Origin of the sequence: Polycladidibacter stylochi (assembly GCF_001562055.1) — a bacterium.
Classification (GTDB): domain Bacteria; phylum Pseudomonadota; class Alphaproteobacteria; order Rhizobiales; family Stappiaceae; genus Pseudovibrio; species Pseudovibrio stylochi.
This window is the reverse complement of sequence record NZ_LLWE01000042.1, coordinates 119,656-135,956: the sequence shown is the minus strand read 5'-3', so window position 1 is coordinate 135,956 and position 16,301 is coordinate 119,656. Positions and strand designations below refer to the sequence as shown.

At 44.4% G+C, this 16,301-nt stretch carries 13 protein-coding genes and 1 pseudogene; 9 read left to right on the top strand and 5 right to left on the bottom strand.

Translation table 11 applies throughout. From position 1 onward, the window contains the following. Nucleotides 1–6: 6 nt before the first annotated feature. Both gshA and AYK67_RS16430 read left to right on the top strand, forming a co-directional pair. A pseudogene (gshA, locus tag AYK67_RS16435) lies at nt 7–1,542 on the top strand (glutamate--cysteine ligase); the annotation flags it as partial. A gap of 258 nt (nt 1,543–1,800) precedes the next feature. Next, nucleotides 1,801–2,052 carry a hypothetical protein gene (locus AYK67_RS16430; protein ID WP_156453204.1) on the top strand — a complete coding sequence of 84 codons (252 nt, stop codon included), beginning with the start codon at nt 1,801–1,803 and terminating at the stop codon, nt 2,050–2,052. 182 nt (nt 2,053–2,234) lie between these two features. On the opposite strand, the gene AYK67_RS16425 is transcribed toward AYK67_RS16430, so the two are convergent. Next, on the bottom strand, nt 2,235–2,915 hold the full coding sequence (locus AYK67_RS16425) for a class I SAM-dependent methyltransferase (protein ID WP_068089444.1): 681 nt from the start codon (nt 2,913–2,915) through the stop codon (nt 2,235–2,237). Next, nucleotides 2,912–3,361: a DNA polymerase III subunit chi gene (locus AYK67_RS16420; protein ID WP_068089441.1), complete on the bottom strand. Its 450-nt coding sequence runs from the start codon at nt 3,359–3,361 to the stop codon at nt 2,912–2,914. Before AYK67_RS16420 ends, AYK67_RS16425 begins: the two co-directional genes overlap by 4 nt. A gap of 670 nt (nt 3,362–4,031) precedes the next feature. On the opposite strand from AYK67_RS16420, the gene AYK67_RS16415 reads away from it, so the two are divergent. Further along, on the top strand, nt 4,032–4,613 hold the full coding sequence (locus AYK67_RS16415) for an invasion associated locus B family protein (RefSeq protein WP_156453203.1): 582 nt from the start codon (nt 4,032–4,034) through the stop codon (nt 4,611–4,613). A gap of 75 nt (nt 4,614–4,688) precedes the next feature. Here the strand turns inward: AYK67_RS16415 and AYK67_RS16410 are convergent, their stop codons facing one another. After that, nucleotides 4,689–6,176 carry a leucyl aminopeptidase gene (locus tag AYK67_RS16410; protein WP_068089435.1) on the bottom strand — a complete coding sequence of 496 codons (1,488 nt, stop codon included), beginning with the start codon at nt 6,174–6,176 and terminating at the stop codon, nt 4,689–4,691. Between the two features lie 422 nt (nt 6,177–6,598). Here AYK67_RS16410 and lptF point away from each other — a divergent pair, with 422 nt between their 5' ends. The 6 genes from lptF (at nt 6,599) to rsmA (ending at nt 14,354) form a co-directional block, all read left to right on the top strand. Then, nucleotides 6,599–7,771 (top strand): LPS export ABC transporter permease LptF, encoded by a 1,173-nt coding sequence (gene lptF, locus AYK67_RS16405; RefSeq protein ID WP_068089432.1) that lies wholly within the window; start codon nt 6,599–6,601, stop codon nt 7,769–7,771. Between the two features lie 4 nt (nt 7,772–7,775). Next, complete coding sequence (gene lptG, locus AYK67_RS16400) at nt 7,776–8,876, top strand: LPS export ABC transporter permease LptG (protein WP_068089429.1); 1,101 nt, start codon at nt 7,776–7,778, stop codon at nt 8,874–8,876. Continuing rightward, nucleotides 8,876–11,254, top strand: a complete 2,379-nt coding sequence (locus AYK67_RS16395; protein WP_068089426.1) for an LPS-assembly protein LptD — start codon at nt 8,876–8,878, stop codon at nt 11,252–11,254. The genes lptG and AYK67_RS16395 overlap by 1 nt, the downstream gene beginning before the upstream one ends. Nucleotides 11,255–11,396: 142 nt before the next feature. Beyond that, a complete protein-coding gene (locus AYK67_RS16390) occupies nt 11,397–12,338 on the top strand; it encodes a SurA N-terminal domain-containing protein (protein ID WP_082735890.1) in 942 nt (313 codons plus the stop codon). 151 nt (nt 12,339–12,489) lie between these two features. After that, the gene (gene pdxA / locus AYK67_RS16385) at nt 12,490–13,506 is read left to right on the top strand and encodes a 4-hydroxythreonine-4-phosphate dehydrogenase PdxA (protein ID WP_068089420.1); all 1,017 of its coding nucleotides are present in this window, start codon (nt 12,490–12,492) and stop codon (nt 13,504–13,506) included. Further along, a complete protein-coding gene (rsmA, locus tag AYK67_RS16380; RefSeq protein ID WP_068089417.1) occupies nt 13,506–14,354 on the top strand; it encodes a 16S rRNA (adenine(1518)-N(6)/adenine(1519)-N(6))-dimethyltransferase RsmA in 849 nt (282 codons plus the stop codon). Before pdxA ends, rsmA begins: the two co-directional genes overlap by 1 nt. A gap of 185 nt (nt 14,355–14,539) precedes the next feature. Here the strand turns inward: rsmA and gmk are convergent, their stop codons facing one another. Beyond that, nucleotides 14,540–15,202: a guanylate kinase gene (gene gmk, locus AYK67_RS16375; protein ID WP_068089414.1), complete on the bottom strand. Its 663-nt coding sequence runs from the start codon at nt 15,200–15,202 to the stop codon at nt 14,540–14,542. A 142-nt stretch (nt 15,203–15,344) separates the two neighbouring features. Continuing rightward, nucleotides 15,345–16,235 (bottom strand): YicC/YloC family endoribonuclease, encoded by an 891-nt coding sequence (locus tag AYK67_RS16370; RefSeq protein WP_068089411.1) that lies wholly within the window; start codon nt 16,233–16,235, stop codon nt 15,345–15,347. Nucleotides 16,236–16,301 lie beyond the last annotated feature (66 nt).

Sequence of the window (16,301 nt, the reverse complement as noted above, 5' to 3'; positions counted from 1 at the left end):
GCGCCCATGGCAGGAAAATCCCGTCTCAACCTTACCCCCATCAGCGAAGAGCACGCCAGCGTATTACGCGGCGCGTTAAAGGTTGGTATTGAAAAAGAAGCTTTGCGTGTTACCCCAGATGCAAGTATTTCGCAGCATCCACACCCAGAGGCATTGGGCCAAGCACTGACCCACAAATACATTACAACCGATTTTGCCGAGGCACAGCTTGAATTTATTACACCCGCTGAAAGCCATATGCCAACAGCGCTGGAAACCTTGCTGAACCTACATGTCTTTACAGCAAAAGCATTGCCTCAAAACGAGTTGCTGTGGAATGCCAGCATGCCCCCAGCCATTAACGGCGAGGATGAAATAACTATCGCGACATATGGCAACTGCAATGCGGCACGGATAAAAACTCTTTACCGTCAGGGTCTTGCCTATCGTTATGGCAAGACAATGCAAACTATTTCGGGCATCCATTATAATTTTTCGCTTCCCAACGAGTTTTGGGAGCTGTTGCGTAAGCAACAGCATGATAAGCGTGCCATGCAAGAGTTCCGCAGCGATGGCTATCTGGCGCTCATTCGCAATTTACAACGCCATGGCTGGTTATTGCTGTATTTGTTCGGCGCATCCCCAGTGCTGGATAGTTCCTATGTGAATCAAAAGGTTGAAGGTCTTGAGCCTTTGGGTGACCACAGTTTAGCAGGTGAATTTGCCACGTCGCTGCGTATGAGTGATTTAGGATATTCTTCTGTTGTGCAAGGCAAGCTGGATATTCATTTTAACTCGATGAAAGACTATTTGCAGGGTCTGCGAAGCGCTTTGGCAACCTCTGAAAAGCTGTATGAAGACATTGGCCTTTTAGAAGGGGGCAGCTATAAGCAAATCAATACCCACCAGTTGCAGTTGGAAAACGAGCTTTACGGTTCTGCAAGGCCAAAGCGTGTGGCGCGCAATGGCGAGCGTCCTATCGAAGCCCTCTGTCATCAAGGGGTGGAATACATTGAGTTACGCTCGTTGGATATCAACCCGTTCTTGCGTGTCGGTATTGACGAAGAGCAAATAAATTTCCTCAATACATTCTTGGTGTTGATGTCGCTGTTACAAAGTCCGGCCATTTCAGGTGAAGAACAAAGGGCTTTACAAGCCCAACAGTTGCTTGTTGCCCGTGAAGGGCGGCGACCGGGTTTAAAAATGCCTGCAATTGAGAATACACCAACGCTGAAAAATGCCGGTCATGACATTTTAGCCAAGGCACGGGAAGTTGCTTTGCTATTAGATGGTGGTGTAGCTGCTGATCATGTGCAAGCCGTTGAGGACCAATTGGCGAAACTGGAAGATGTGCAAAAAACACCAAGTGCAATGGTTCTGGAACGCGCCAAGCACTACGGCTCTTGGCAAGATTTCGTGCAAGCTCTTTCCAAAGCACAAACAGATAATTTCCGTGCAATGACACTTGATATTGACGAGCAGCGCCATCAACAGGCGATGGTCGCGCAATCAAGAGTGGCCCATGCTCAAATGGAAGCCGGAGCGGAACAGGACTTTGACCAGTTCTTACACAATCAATATGGCATTGCCTGTCCGCAACAATCAAATTAGGAATAAGAGGCTTATCTGCTTAAATTAATTTCGCTGCTAAAGAACAATAGATCCCATGCAACTAGCGTTACTACAGTGCCTGCCTTGAGCACTGTAGGGGTTTCTTGTGCGGAAAGCATTAAGTTTGAACTAAGCTTTATAACCTAAATGCTCAGTCCCGTGGAGAGATGGAATCAGTTTACATTTTCTTTCCTCACTTCGGGAGGCTTCATGCGACAAGTTCTGCACGGCAGCGCCACGGCCACTCACGCCATAAGGGTGGCCTTCCAGCGCACTAGCGCGACCATCCTGGAACTGGCCAAAGACGTCCATCAGGGACTCAAAAGTACAGCACCTATTCAATATTGCAAAACCCTAGTTCAGGTCCCTATACGCCGCAGGCGGATTTTGGGTTTTGAAAACACCATCTCGATTGGTTTGAAGTCAGAAGAATTTGGCGGCTGGAATAGAAATCAGCACTGACGGTTTTCAAGTCACTCGACTCGCGTTTTGCGAACATCAGGTTTGTCTTGCTATGCTGCCACCAGTGATTTTTTATATGTGAAACCAAGGCGTCGGAGCGCTTTTGAAGTGTCGCCCCTACGTTTCAAAGTTATAAATCCACGCTTTAAAAGCTCAAAAATTGCCTTAGCAAATACAATCGCTTAGCGATTAACCAACTCCAACATTATATGGTTTATTTGGCGGCCGTCAGCTTTCATTTGGTGGGTGAAGTGCTTGGCAAACAAATTCATATTTAGGTTGCAAATAGCTGCGATCTCTTGGTCAACCAATGGTAGCGGTGGCTTTAACTCGTCACTCATCATCTGCGGTGAGTACCTGGATAAAATAAGCAATCGTCCGTTTGGTACTAGCAATTTTTTCAATGCACTAACGGCTGCAATACGTCTTTTACGCTCTAAAGCCTGCAGCGTATAGCATTCATAGATAAGGTCATATTTCCCAACCCAGTGACTGGGGGGATCAAATAGGTCTGCGCAGTGATAACGTTTGGCATGACTTGAAAACCGCTTTTGAGCCCACTGAATTGCTGCTGGTGCTATATCGAAGCCTTCTGCTTGATAGCCATTTTCGTTCAGTGTTTGGGTGTTATCTCCAAGACCGCAACCAACGTCCAAAGCCTTTAGCGTTCCATCTCCCGGATTGTTTTGAAGCCAGTTCACCAGTTCACTCTTAGGCTTACATTCGGCCCATGGCACCTTTTCTGCATCTTCATGGGCAGCGAGATAGACTTCATTAAACCACTGGTTTCTTTCGCTGATAGTACCACCCATAGCACCCTTTAAGCTGTCAATCTGCGCCTTATGTTTGGTGATAGAACTCATGCTTTTTTCTCCCAACCGCCCTGCTCTGTTTGCGCCCAGTATGTTAACTGGTGTTCACTCGCCTTCATGAGCTTCCATTGTTGCCGCGCTTCTTGAAGGGCTTCACTATCATTACCATCGAATATATAGACTACGCGCTGGTAGCTCTCTGGGTTGGTGATCGAAGCGCGGTCAACAACAAAACGCACCATCGCATTGTTGGGATTGTCGGTTTCATAGGTCAAATAAATGGGTTGTAACTCTTCATGGCCATCTTCTCTCGTACCATGAGGCAAGAAACCATCTTCAGCATAAGTCCAGAGGTAATTATTCATCGCGTCGCAACGCTGTTTGGAGCTGAATTGCACTGCAACGACCCAGTCTCTTTCTAAGCAAATTTCCAGTAGTTTGGGCAGCGCTCGATCTAATGGAAATTTTGAAAGCTGATAAAATAGTATTTCGCTCATTCACTGGGCCCTAAGGTTCGGGATGCCTACAATACTTGGCGTAAGTGCCATTTATAACTCAAGCTGCAACAGCTATTTCGTAATTTTGTTTTATTGGTTTTATTTCTATATACAAACTCGAAGTTAGTGGGAATTAATCTGCTGATAATCCATGTGAATAGCCAGAGTGATCAGATCAAAAGACGAACAAATTTTACGAAACTAATAAAAGGATAACTATATAATTTTAAACGATATTTTAGTGTGGGTATTGTGTTTTGTTGCCTTGATATTGCCGTTGTGGCTTGCAAAAGTATCCAACAGTTTGTGCTTGTGGCGAGTCATTCTTTAGCTATGCTACACGCTATTTATAAATAGATTCGAGTTCTGAGTGATAACAATGATTAAAAGAGTAAGCATTTTTATAGTTTTGGTTTTTGCTCTCGTTGGTGTTACAGCTGCTGTCGGCGCGATGCTGCCTGAAAAAAGTTCCCAGTGCGAACATTATAAGACCTGTTAGATATGGCAGAGTAACTTCTTACTCTTCTGCTATTTCCAAATCTGGGATTTTTTGTTTCATCATAAGAGTTTTCGTTCAAGTTATGTTTAAACCTGTCTTTATTGATAGAAATAGGTGAATATTTATGCCAATCTAAGTGTGCAAGACCTTTTGTTAGAAAGTGGTATGTACATGAGATTACTATTATTTTTGGTTATGAGTTTTGTTGTATCAACCTTAAAGGTTAATGCTGAACCCAAACCAACCTTTTCCTTTCACGACTGGACCGTTTATATTGACGAGGTTGATACGGGAGAAGATGTCCGCCTTACTTGCAACGCCTTTACACGTGCAATTGGGCGCAGAGGGCGCGGCCAGCCAACTGTAACACTTTCTATTTCGAATGGCGATGTGGGACCTCCACATGTGTATCCTCATATTTATTACGAGGACTTTACGCATAATGGTCGTCGCCCAGTTATCTCCGTAGAGAAACCAACCCGTTTTGTATTTGATAACGGTATTATTATACCAGCTCTTGGCCATGGCTTTACAGATGAATATAATATCAAGCGGGCAACAGCTACTGCAGCGCCAGAGCTCTTGCAACCGTTATTGCGAGCCATGAGACGCAATAAAACAATGTCGATTTATGGCGGTGATCAGCTTTCGATTAAAATATCGCTAAGAGGATTTACAGCTGCATATATCAAACTTATGGATGTTTGCGGCTTTAGTTCTTATGGGGTTATCGACCCACCCTTTGAAAAATAACTATTGGAACCAAACATGGGCTAAGAAATTTTCCAAGCCCATGTTTGGTTGCCTACATTGCTTCTCAGCTATGCTTTATTTTTCGTAGAAGTCCGCAAGGAAGCGGTCAAGCAAACGAACACCAAAGCCAGAAGCCCAACCTTTGGAAATTGATGTTTTTGTTGAGCCCATTGCAGTACCTGCAACATCAATATGGGCCCACTTGGTTTCACCGACAAATCGCTGCAGGAGTTGCGCTGCGGTTGTTGCGCCTGCCATACGCGAGCCACCCGTATTTTTCATATCTGCATTGGGGGTGTCGATCATTTTATCATACTCTTTACCCAATGGCAGACGCCAGACTTTCTCTGCAGTTTTTTGACCTGATTGCGTAATCTGTGCAGCTAAATCATCATCATTAGAGAAGAGACCTGCATGATGGTTGCCTAGGGCAACCATGCAGGCGCCTGTAAGTGTTGCAAGATCAACAATGAACTGCGGCTTGAAACGGTCATTCGTGTACCAGAGTGCATCAGCCAAAACGAGACGACCTTCAGCATCGGTATTCAAGATCTCGATGGTTTGCCCGGACATTGTAGTAACGATATCACCTGGACGCTGAGCCTTACCATCTGGCATATTTTCGACAAGACCGAGAACACCGATAATGTTGAGGTTTGCTTTGCGGCTTGCCACGGCATGCATCAAGCCGATTACTGCGCCTGCGCCGCCCATATCGCCTTTCATCTCATCCATGCCAGCACCGGGCTTTAATGAAATACCGCCGCTGTCGAACACAACACCTTTACCAACGAAAGCAACAGGCGCTTCGTCTTGTTTGCCACCATTCCACTTCATGATAGCAAGACGTGATGGCCGCTCGGATCCTTGACCAACGCCCAAGAGCGCTCCCATACCCAGCGCTTGCATTTGCTCTTCATCAAGGACTTCGGTTTCGATGCCGACTTTGGAAAGCTCTTGTGCTTTTTGTGCAAATTCGACAGGCCCTAGATAGTTGGGGGGCAGATTAACCACCTCGCGTGCAAGAAGCACACCTTCAGCAACGGCTTTTCGCTGTTGCCATGCGGCTTCAGCTTGCGCCACATCGGAAACAATAAACGATAGATTTAGCTGAATGTCAGCATCTTCTTCTTCATCTTTTTTCGTCAAAAACTGGTCAAATTTATAGGCCCGCAACAAGGCCCCTTCGGCTAACAATGCAGCTTCTTCGCTGGTAAAATCACTCAGAATGTGTGCACTCTTAGCTTTTAGAGCCAATAGTTTGCCGCAGATATCACCGCCTAAATAAACAAGATCGCTTTCTTCTAACTTTTGGCGCTCCCCTAGCCCGACAAGCAGAAGACGCTCAAGTTCAGTCCCTGCGGGGGTCAACAGGTTTAAGAATGTAGATTTTTTTCCAGTGAATTTTGAAATATCTGCTGCTGTTTTGATTGTTTTTTCGCAATTAGAAACTACTTCAGCAACAGTACTTGAAAGCTCTAAGTTTTTAGCTACCGGAAGCACCAGCGTTTCGCTTGTCGTTGATCCAGCTTTTATAAATGTAATATTTGGTAATTTTGCCATATGATCCTTCTTTCATAGGGAAAGCACGATCTTCAAATATATGAGGATACATGCAACCATTGTTTTTAATTATATATAGTCATTTACAGCAAGCATTTGAAAGGATTGTACTCTTGAAGAGTGCTGACCGTTACAAAGCTGGCGAGATTTATCTTAAATCGTAGGGTGACAATGGCGGTTGTTTTGATTGTTTTCAAGGGAATAAACAGCAACTGACCCCAAAAGAATGTCTTAAAGCTGGTGAATGTTTTATTTCATTCACAGCATAACTTCGATTATGGAAATGCACATAAAATACTTTAAAAAAACAACCTATATGAGCGCTTAAGCATAATCCATGCTATGCAAGTGATGAATCAATCGTTTATGTGGCTGTGACAGCGCATATCATTGCTTTCCGATGAATAATTGCCAAGGTACCAATGAAGACCATTGAACGCTATATTATTAAAAAAGCCCTTGGCTCGTTTTTAATAACACTATTGTCGATGACGGGCGTCGTATGGGCTACGCAAGCGTTACGACAACTGGATCTCGTTACAGCTAAAGGTCAAACACTTCTTCAGTATTTATATATCACCTCGCTGGCGCTACCCTTTCTTGTTGTTATTGTTGCCCCATTTGCAATGATAATCGCGATGGTAATAGTTCTTAACGGTATGTCTCGGGATAGTGAACTTATCGTCCTGAACGCAGCAGGGGCTTCCAGAAGTATCATACTTAAGCCTATCATGCTTTTTGCTATTCTAATATCAGGGTTCATTGCTTATTTAACGCTATCGCTTTCACCAACTGGTATGGCACTTTTGCGCGGAGAAATAACTCGCGTTCGTGTGGACTTGGTCGCCAATATCATTAAGCCTGGGCGCTTTATTGGTATCGAGAAGGGGTTGGTATTTCACATACGCAATCGCTCGGGGGACGGTTTACTTGAGAGTTTATTGTTAAACGATCGCCGAGAAGATAAAGAATGGTTTACCTATACCGCTAAGCAAGGGCGCATTGTCGAAATTTCCGGCAGGACACTATTGGTAATGTTTGATGGCACTATTCAAAGACGTTCGGTTGAAGATAACAACCTTTCGATCGTTAGCTTTGAAAATTATGGCTTTGATCTATCCAGTATGGTAGCCGAGGAGCAAACGCCCGTTTTAAAAGCAAGTGAACGCCCAACATTTGACTTGATACGTACCGATTATAAAGATGCGTATAGTTTACGAAAACGAAGTCGTTTTATTTCCGAATTTCATGACCGCTTTAGTCAACCTCTTTATCCAATCGTTTTCGGCATGATTGCCTTTATTTTTATGGGTGGAGCCAGAACAACTCGGCAAGGCTCTGGGGCGGCTATTTTCGGTGCAATGGCGACGAGTATTCTATTACGCACAGCCGGTTTCGGCGCAACAATGCTTGTAACAGCCATACCTAGTGCATACCCGGTATTATACGCAGTTCCGTTAACTGCATTTTTGTTTTGCTTATGGTCGATACTCTCTGGCCGTGAAGTTCGCTGGTTAAGAAAGCTTGGTGATTACGCTGACTATTTTATGAGGAAAATTACTTCACGCAATAAAAACACAGCACATGGGGGCTAATCACATGTTCTTAACGCGTGGCTTCACCTTGCAATGGTATATTTCAAGTCGTTTTTTTAAGTCAATTATTTTACTCTTTTTGTTCGCTGCATGCCTGATTTTTCTTTTTGATGTATTGGAGCTCATTCGTCGCGGTGGCGATAGAGATGGCTTTTCTATCACCACCGTATTACTCATTTCCCTGTTCAGAGTTCCATTGCTCTTAGAACAGGTTATCCCCTTTGCTGTACTTTTCGGGTCAATGTGGGCTTTCGTATCCCTTTCTCGAAGCTTGGAGCTAGTGATTGCCCGAGCCTCTGGGATGTCTGTTTGGCAATTTACAGCGCCCGCTGTACTTACTGGCCTTTTTCTAGGCATATTTGCAGTTGTGGTTTACAATCCAGCTGCTGTTCGCTTGAAGGAGATTTCCGATAGTTTTGCAGAAGGTCTATTCAGTATTGACCAGAGTTATATACTGAACAGCTCTGGAGAAGTTTGGTTGCGGCAAGACGGTATTGATGGCGAGTCGATCATTCATGCCAATCATGTAATGAAACACGGCGCAAAACTGAACGGAGTTACCGTTTTTTCGTTTAATAGAAATGGCGATTTCTTTGAGCGCATCGAAGCTGTAACCGCACTTTTGGCTAATGATAATTGGCAGTTAAAGGACGCTATCGTTTACTCTCAGGATCGAGAGCCGCAGCACTATGAAAACTATACTGTAAGTACTTTTCTCACACCCACAGAAATTCGAGAGACTATCGGAACGCCCGAATCGATTAGCTTCTGGCGCTTGCCCCGATTCATTGAACTCACACAACGTGCGGGGCTTCCTGCCTATCGTTATGAGCTTCAATACTATAGCTTATTAGCTAAACCGCTGCTGTTAATTGCAATGATTTTAATCGCTGCGGCAGTTTCCCTCAGAATTTCTCGCTTTGGGGGGATAGGACACCTTATTGTGGGTGGTATTATTAGCGGGTTCGTGCTTTACGTAGTATCTGAACTAATGAAGGATTTAGGTGGCGCCGGCATTATACCAACTGCTGTAGCTGCTTGGGCGCCAGGTGTATTTGGAGTACTTATGGGTTATTCAATTCTCTTAAACAAGGAGGACGGCTAATGCCAAGACCGTTCCCGCGTTGGCGAGTTGAAATGACCGGCAAGGTATTCGTTGCTTCGCTTTTGAAAACAACTTCTGTAATCGCTTTGTTGGTTAGCGGGAGTAATGCACTTATTCCATTAAGTGCTGACGCTACGCCACTTTCTTCTGTAAAACATATTGGAGCAGAAGCTGCTGATAATCAGCCGATGATGCTTGAAGCTGATGAGCTTACCTATAATATCGATCAAGATGTGATCACAGCTCAAGGGCATGTGGAGATTTACTACGAAGCCTATACGGTTACAGCACGTAAAGTTGTATATGATCGTAAAAGTGCCCAATTTAGTGCGCATGGCCATGTCAGGATGACTGAGCCCAATGGGAATTTAATCGAGGCCGATAATTTACAGCTCTCCGATGACTTTGCCCAAGGATTTATTGAGGCTGTTACAGTTTATACGCCACAATTTACAAAGATGATAGCGAAGCGGGCAACAAGAGAAGCCAACCAAGATATTATTCTGGATCAGGGTGAATATACTGCCTATACTAAGAAAAAGCCGCTTTGGAAAATTAAAGCCACAAAAATAATTCACCGCGAAAAAGAAAAAACAATTACGTTTCAAGGGGCTAGTGTTGAGTTTCTTGGTATACCTATAGCGTTATTTCCTGACTTCACAATGCCTGACCCTACGGTAAAACGGCAATCTGGCTTTCTTACACCCAAATATGTGCATACGGACCGTGCAGGATACGGTGCAGCTGTTCCCTATTATTGGGCCTTGGATCCGAGCTATGATTTAACCGCGACGCTTATACCACTTACAAAGCAAGGTGCTTTTGGAAAAGTTGAATGGCGACAAAAGCTTGCTAGTGGTTCCTATCAAGCGACACTCGGTGGAATACATCAATTTAATCCGCAGGAGTATAATGGCTCAAGCGGAAATGTTGATAATAGGTTCATGCTCAATTCGAGCGGTAGCTTCAGCATTGCCTCCGGCTGGACATTAGGTTGGGATGGCACCTATAAAAGTGACCGGGCAGTTGTGAATGATTACTCTTTTGCCCAGTTAGGAACCGCCTCTGATAAGTCAGAGGTGTATTTAACAGGAATAAACGACAAAAATCGCTTTGATGCACGCATAATGGGCTTTCAACTTAGTCAGGAAGATCGCCCTTGGAGCGGTAACCCTAACAATCCGAGCGCTGAGTTCTCACCGCTTAATGATGAGTTACAAAGCAAACAGCCTATCATACATCCCGTAATCGACAATTCTATTATATTTGATCAAAGTGTTATGGGGGGAGAACTCTCCTTTGATGGCAATTTAACCAGCCTAACACGTAGTACAACAGATGCGCTTAGTATAAATGGCATCAACCGTTTTCGCGGGGTTGAGGGAACATTTACACGACTGAGCGCTAATCTGAACTGGCGCAGAACCTATATAGATTCTATTGGACAGGTTTTCACACCTTTTGCTTACGCTAAAACGAACCTTTATTTTTTAGGGACAGTTGACCACAATATACCTGACTTAACCGGTGATGCCGTGGTCTTTCGCGGTATGCCAGCCGTCGGGCTTGAATATAGATATCCCATGTTGGCCAGCTTTAAAGGTGGTAATCAGGTTATTGAACCGATTGCCCAACTTATTGCTCGGCCAAATGAAGCGCATATTGGCGAACTACCCAATGAAGATGCGCAGAGTATTGTTTTTGATGCTTCGACCCTATTTAACTGGGATAAGTTTTCCGGCTTTGACCGTAATGAAGGCGGTGTTCGAGCAAATCTAGGGTTGCAATATCGACTGCAGTTTGATCAAGGATCGTTTGTTAGTGCCTTGTTTGGGCGCTCATATCAACTTGCCGGTCAAAACTCATATGCCACCCCTGATATTTTGTTTGCAACCGGAGATTCCGGGTTAGAGACGTCCGGTTCTGATTACGTTGGTTCACTTTATATTGATACAAATAGTGGCTTTAGGCTTGGTGCCAACGCCCGATTTGATGAAAGCGGCTTTGATTTACAAAGAACGGAAGTTAATGCAAGTGGACGCTTTGGTCCCCTCACCTCTTCTATTGGTTACGCCTTTTTGAAAGCGCGCCCGGATGCCGGTGTGCCTGATGACCGTGAAGAAGTATTGGGTTCAAGCGCCCTTCGGCTGGCTGACAGCTGGCGTTTATACGGCTCTGCCCGTTATGATTTGCAAAATAAGAACTTCGTGCAAGACACTGTAGGCCTTGGCTATGACGACGAAGGTTTTTCCATGTCGGTTTCCTATAGCGAAGATAGAAGCCGCAATGACGGCGAAGCCGTTAATCAAATCTATTTCTTCCGGTTTAACTTCAGAACCATTGGTGGTACCGACTTTTCTTCCAGCGTTGGTAAATAAAAACGCCGCCTTCATCTGCGATTAATCCAAAGTGCGTCAGATTATAATAATGGTACTAGAAGTCTTTCATTTTAAAGAAATTTGTGCCAATTATCACTTACGTTAAAGAGATAACGTCATTTTTGCTAGTGGGAGCCTAAATATGCCAAGGATTCAGGGCCAAATAATAAACCTGTTTCATAAAACTTTTTTACTACTTAGCTTTGTTCTTATCTCTAGTCTCCCCTTGAAGGCTGCTACGAGAATAGAAATGGTCGTCAATGACCAACCTATTACAAATTATGAGCTCCAGCAGAGAAGTAAATTAATAGCGCTGACCACACGTGCTAATTCTGCGCTTGCAAAACGACGTGCTAGAGAAGAGTTGATAAACGAAACACTTAAACTGCAAGAAGCCAAGCGCGTTGGTGTGAAAGTGCAAGATAAAGAAGTTGATAGCGCTTATGCTTCCATTGCCGCACGCTTAAAACTAAGCCCAGCAAATTTTAGTAGTGCGCTTAAACAAAACGGCGTTAATCCGAGAACCTTGAAAAAACGGCTTCGTGCTGAAATTGCTTGGTCGCATGCAGTTATGCGGCGTTTTCGGGCTACTGTACGCATTAATGAATCTGATGTGATTGCAGCTATGCAGTCTAATGGTGCGAAAAGTAATGAGAAAACTGTAGAGTACAATCTACAGCGCGTTTTATTTGTCGTTCCGGAAAAAGCAAGTAAGGCACTGGTCAATAAACGTAAGTCGGAGATGAAAAAGTTACGCTCTCGTTTTACATCATGCACTTCAGGGCTGGAACTTGCAAAAGGACTTAAAGAAGTTGTCGTAAAGCCTGTTGGGCGCCGTTTAGAAACGGAAATACCAAGAGCAAACCTTGAGCAACTTGAAAAAATGTCTGTTGGTCGGTTAACTGCGCCAACAAAAGTTAGTGCCGGTTACGAGATGATCGCACTTTGCGGCAAGCGCTCCATTAACAGTGATGCGAGTGCTCGACAAGAGGCTGAAGGTGAGCTGCGTAATAAAGAGGGGCAACAAATGTCTCGCCGCTATCTTCGTGACCTTCGAACCCGTGCTGTGATCGAACAGCGTTAGCGCTTTTCTTTTTGAAAATGAATACCTGTGCATGACAAATGCGCAGGTATTTGTGTTTATGAATTATACAGTTGCCTTAGCCCTTCATTGTAGTAAATGCATATAAGATGTATTGATCACTTGGTATGTGTTTAACTTGGGAAGCTGTTTAATGCTACATTTGCAAAAACCGATTGCTGTAACTATGGGCGATCCTTGCGGGGTTGGACCTGAAATAACGCTTCTAAGTTGGTTAAAACGCTTCGAGTTGGAACTCCCATTGTTCTACTGCATAGCTTGTCCTGACATGCTGCAGGAACGGGCCGAGCAACTGGGTTACCATATACCTTTCCAAGTTATTGAAGAGGATCAACTCGTTGAGTTAGATCCAAATCAATTGCCAGTCATACCTTTAAAGCAGCAGTTTAAATCCAGTGTTGGCGCACCAACGTCAGCAAATGCTGGCGCTATTATTGAGTCTATTGAGTGTGCCGTTCGCCACGTTCAACAGGGTTTTGCACGTGCTGTGACAACTAATCCAATAGCAAAATCTGTCTTATATGATGCTGGTTTCAAGCACCCTGGGCATACCGAGTTTCTTGGGGAGCTAACCAAGCGATATTATAATCAGGATGTTGATCCGGTCATGTTGCTTGCAGGCCCTGACTTAATGACTGTTCCGATGACGGTACACATCCCTTTGAAAGATGTCGCAAACACTTTGACAAGTGAAACGATGATATCTATTGCCCGCTGTGTGCATAGAGATTTACAAAAATACCTCGCAATACAGCAACCGCGTATCGCCATAGCTGGGTTGAACCCGCATGCCGGCGAGGACGGCAGTATGGGACGTGAGGAAATCGAATTCATGCGTCCTGCTATTAAGCAGCTGCAAGATGAAGGACTATCTGTAACCGGCCCTCATCCTGCAGATACGCTTTTTCATGAAAGGGCACGACAAAACTATGATGTCGTTCTGGCCGCTTATCACGATCAAGCGCTTATACCGGTTAAGACAATAGCCTTTGACGAAACTGTTAATGCGACATTGGGATTACCTTTTGTTCGCACTTCACCCGACCATGGTACAGCGTTTGATATTGCCGGACATGGTATTGCAAACCCAGAAAGCTTTGCTGCTGCCCTTCGACTGGCAAGCGCATTTAGTGAACCGGAAAGCCTTTGATGGCCCAAATTGACGACCTCCCCCCCCTGCGTGAAACCATCGCGACTTATGGCCTTGATGCGCGCAAGTCTCTTGGCCAGAATTTTTTGCTGGATTTAAATCTCACATCTCGTATCGCGCGAAATGCGGGACCACTTGAAAACACTTGTGTTTTAGAGGTTGGTCCAGGACCTGGGGGATTAACACGCGCTCTGTTAGCAGAAGGCGCTTCTAAGGTTATTGCGATTGAAAAAGATCGGCGCTGTTTACCTGCACTTGAGGAAATAAGTGCCCATTACCCTGGGCGTTTGCAGGTAATTGAGGGAGATGCTCTTGAGTTTGACCCAAGTATTTTAGGGGATGGCCCAATTAAAATTGCTGCAAACCTTCCTTATAACGTAGGTACTCAATTGCTGGTGAATTGGATCACCAGTGACCGGTGGCCAAGTTTTTGGCAATCGCTGACTTTGATGTTCCAAAAAGAAGTTGCCGAGCGAATTGTGGCTAAAGTGGGCAGCAAGGCCTATGGGCGTCTTGGCGTTTTGGCAAACTGGCGTTGTAATACGGAAATTCTTTTTGATCTTAATCCAAAGGCTTTCACTCCACCGCCAAAAGTTGTTTCAGCTGTCGTACAATTACACCCTAAAGAAAGCCCGCTTGAGTGCAATTTGAAAAGTCTGGAGCGTGTCACGGCGGCTGCATTTGGTCAACGGCGCAAGATGTTGCGAGCAAGCCTGAAATCACTTTCTAAAGATGCCGAAGCTATTATCGTGGAAGCTGGCTTAAAGCCGACTGAACGTGCCGAGACCGTCGATGTGGAAGGCTTTGTTGCGCTGGCAAATAAGTTTGATGCTGCAATGAGCGCGTAGCAAATATCGTCTAAGGCGAGAATTGATTTTTTCTTGAAGTCAGTTTGATGGTGGTTCATCTGCTCAAACTGACTTCAAGATAATAGCTTCTGTCGTTATTTGGCTCAACTTTGTGATCCAGTTTACTTTAATAAATTGGACCATCTAATTGAATGATTAGCTCAACGTGTTTTGCTAGTGGTTTGTTATTGCGATATTTTTTTCTTTAAATCTTCAATGAAGGTGCTCATCTCGTTTAAAAGCCCTTGCTGGCGTGTTCGCTTTTGCCTTTCGGCTCGTAAAATTGCTTTTATTTGTTCAAGCGTTTCAGATAAGCGATCATTGACAAGAACATAGTCATAGGCTTGCCACGCCTCGACCTCACTTACAGCCGTTTGCATACGCCGCTTGATTGCTTCTTCACTGTCTTCAGCACGCTTTGTTAAGCGGTTATGCATTTCAGCAACAGAAGGGGGCATGATAAAAATTGATACCACATCATCCGGCATTTTTTCAGATAGCTGACGTTTACCTTTAACGTCGATATCAAACAGAACATCATTCCCATTAGCAAGTGATTGCTCAACCACATCTTTTGGTGTTCCATAGTAATTGTCGTGTACTTGCGCCCACTCCAGGAACTTGCCTTCCTTTATGCGGTTTTCAAACGTCAGCTTATCTAGAAAGTGATAGTGTACACCATCTTGCTCTGTCGACCTTTTTGCACGTGTGGTTGCCGAAATAGAAAGGACGAGCTTATCTTCATCAGATAAAAGTAAGTTCGCCAAAGTTGACTTTCCTGCACCTGATGGCGAGGATAAAACCAGCATTAAGCCGCGGCGATTGAGTGAACCATTTGCTAACGACAATGTTGTGCTCTCTTCTTTTTAAAGCGTATTCCTGAAAAGTGGATACCGGTTTTCGGCTATGAATACGCGTCAAAATAATAGTTTAAAGCAGTTTGAGTGCTTCTATGAAATAGCAAACTTCCTTTAAAGGTGTTTTTATCGTTTATTCAACGTTTTGCGTTTGCTCTCGGAGCTGGTCAATTACAGTTTTCAACTCTAATCCGATTGCTGTGAGTTCAACACTGTTAGACTTTGAACATAAGGTATTGGCTTCGCGGTTAAACTCTTGAGCCAAGAAGTCCATGCGACGGCCGACGCTACCATCTTTGTCGAGCAATTGCTGGCAGGCCTCTACATGTGCCTTTAAGCGGTCCAATTCCTCTTGAATATCGGCTTTCGTTGCTAGAATGGCAACTTCTTGATAAAGACGCTGCTCATCCAGTTTTCCGGCACTCGCGTTCATTATATCATCAAGAAGTTTTACAAGTTTGGCTTTAATTGCCTCGGGCTGACGCGATGGCAAAGCCTCTGCTGTTGCTGTTAAATCACTTATTTTGCCGAGCTGGTCAGTTAAAAGCTTATGAATGGCTTCGCCTTCACTTTTACGCATGGCCTGTAACTCAACTAGAAGCATATCAAAGCTGATAAGTAGTTGCTGTTGCAGCTGCTGCTTTGCTTCTTCTGTTTCTGTCTCTTGAGCTTCCAAGATACCTTTTTGAGCCAGGATACTATCAATTGTAGGTGAAGGCGCATCCGGCAATAGTTGTTGTAGTTTGTCTACAATTGAAAGGTATTGTTTCAATACCGTTTCATTTACAACCAATTGCAGGTCGCTTTGGTCTTTGTGGAATTGAAGATTAAGAGAGATATTACCACGACGCAGCACTGCGGATATTTTTTTTCTTAACGTGGCCTCGATGCTATCACCAACCTGTGGTAAGCGCATACGTATATCCAGCCCCTTGCCGTTAACGGACCTTATTTCCCAGGCCCAATGGTATTCTTTCCAGTTGCCCTCAAGGCGTGCAAAGCCTGTCATACTTGACAGTGTCATCATACACTCCAAAATATCAGTTTGAGTGTGCGAAAGAGGGCTGCAAGAAAACAGCCCTCTTGGCGT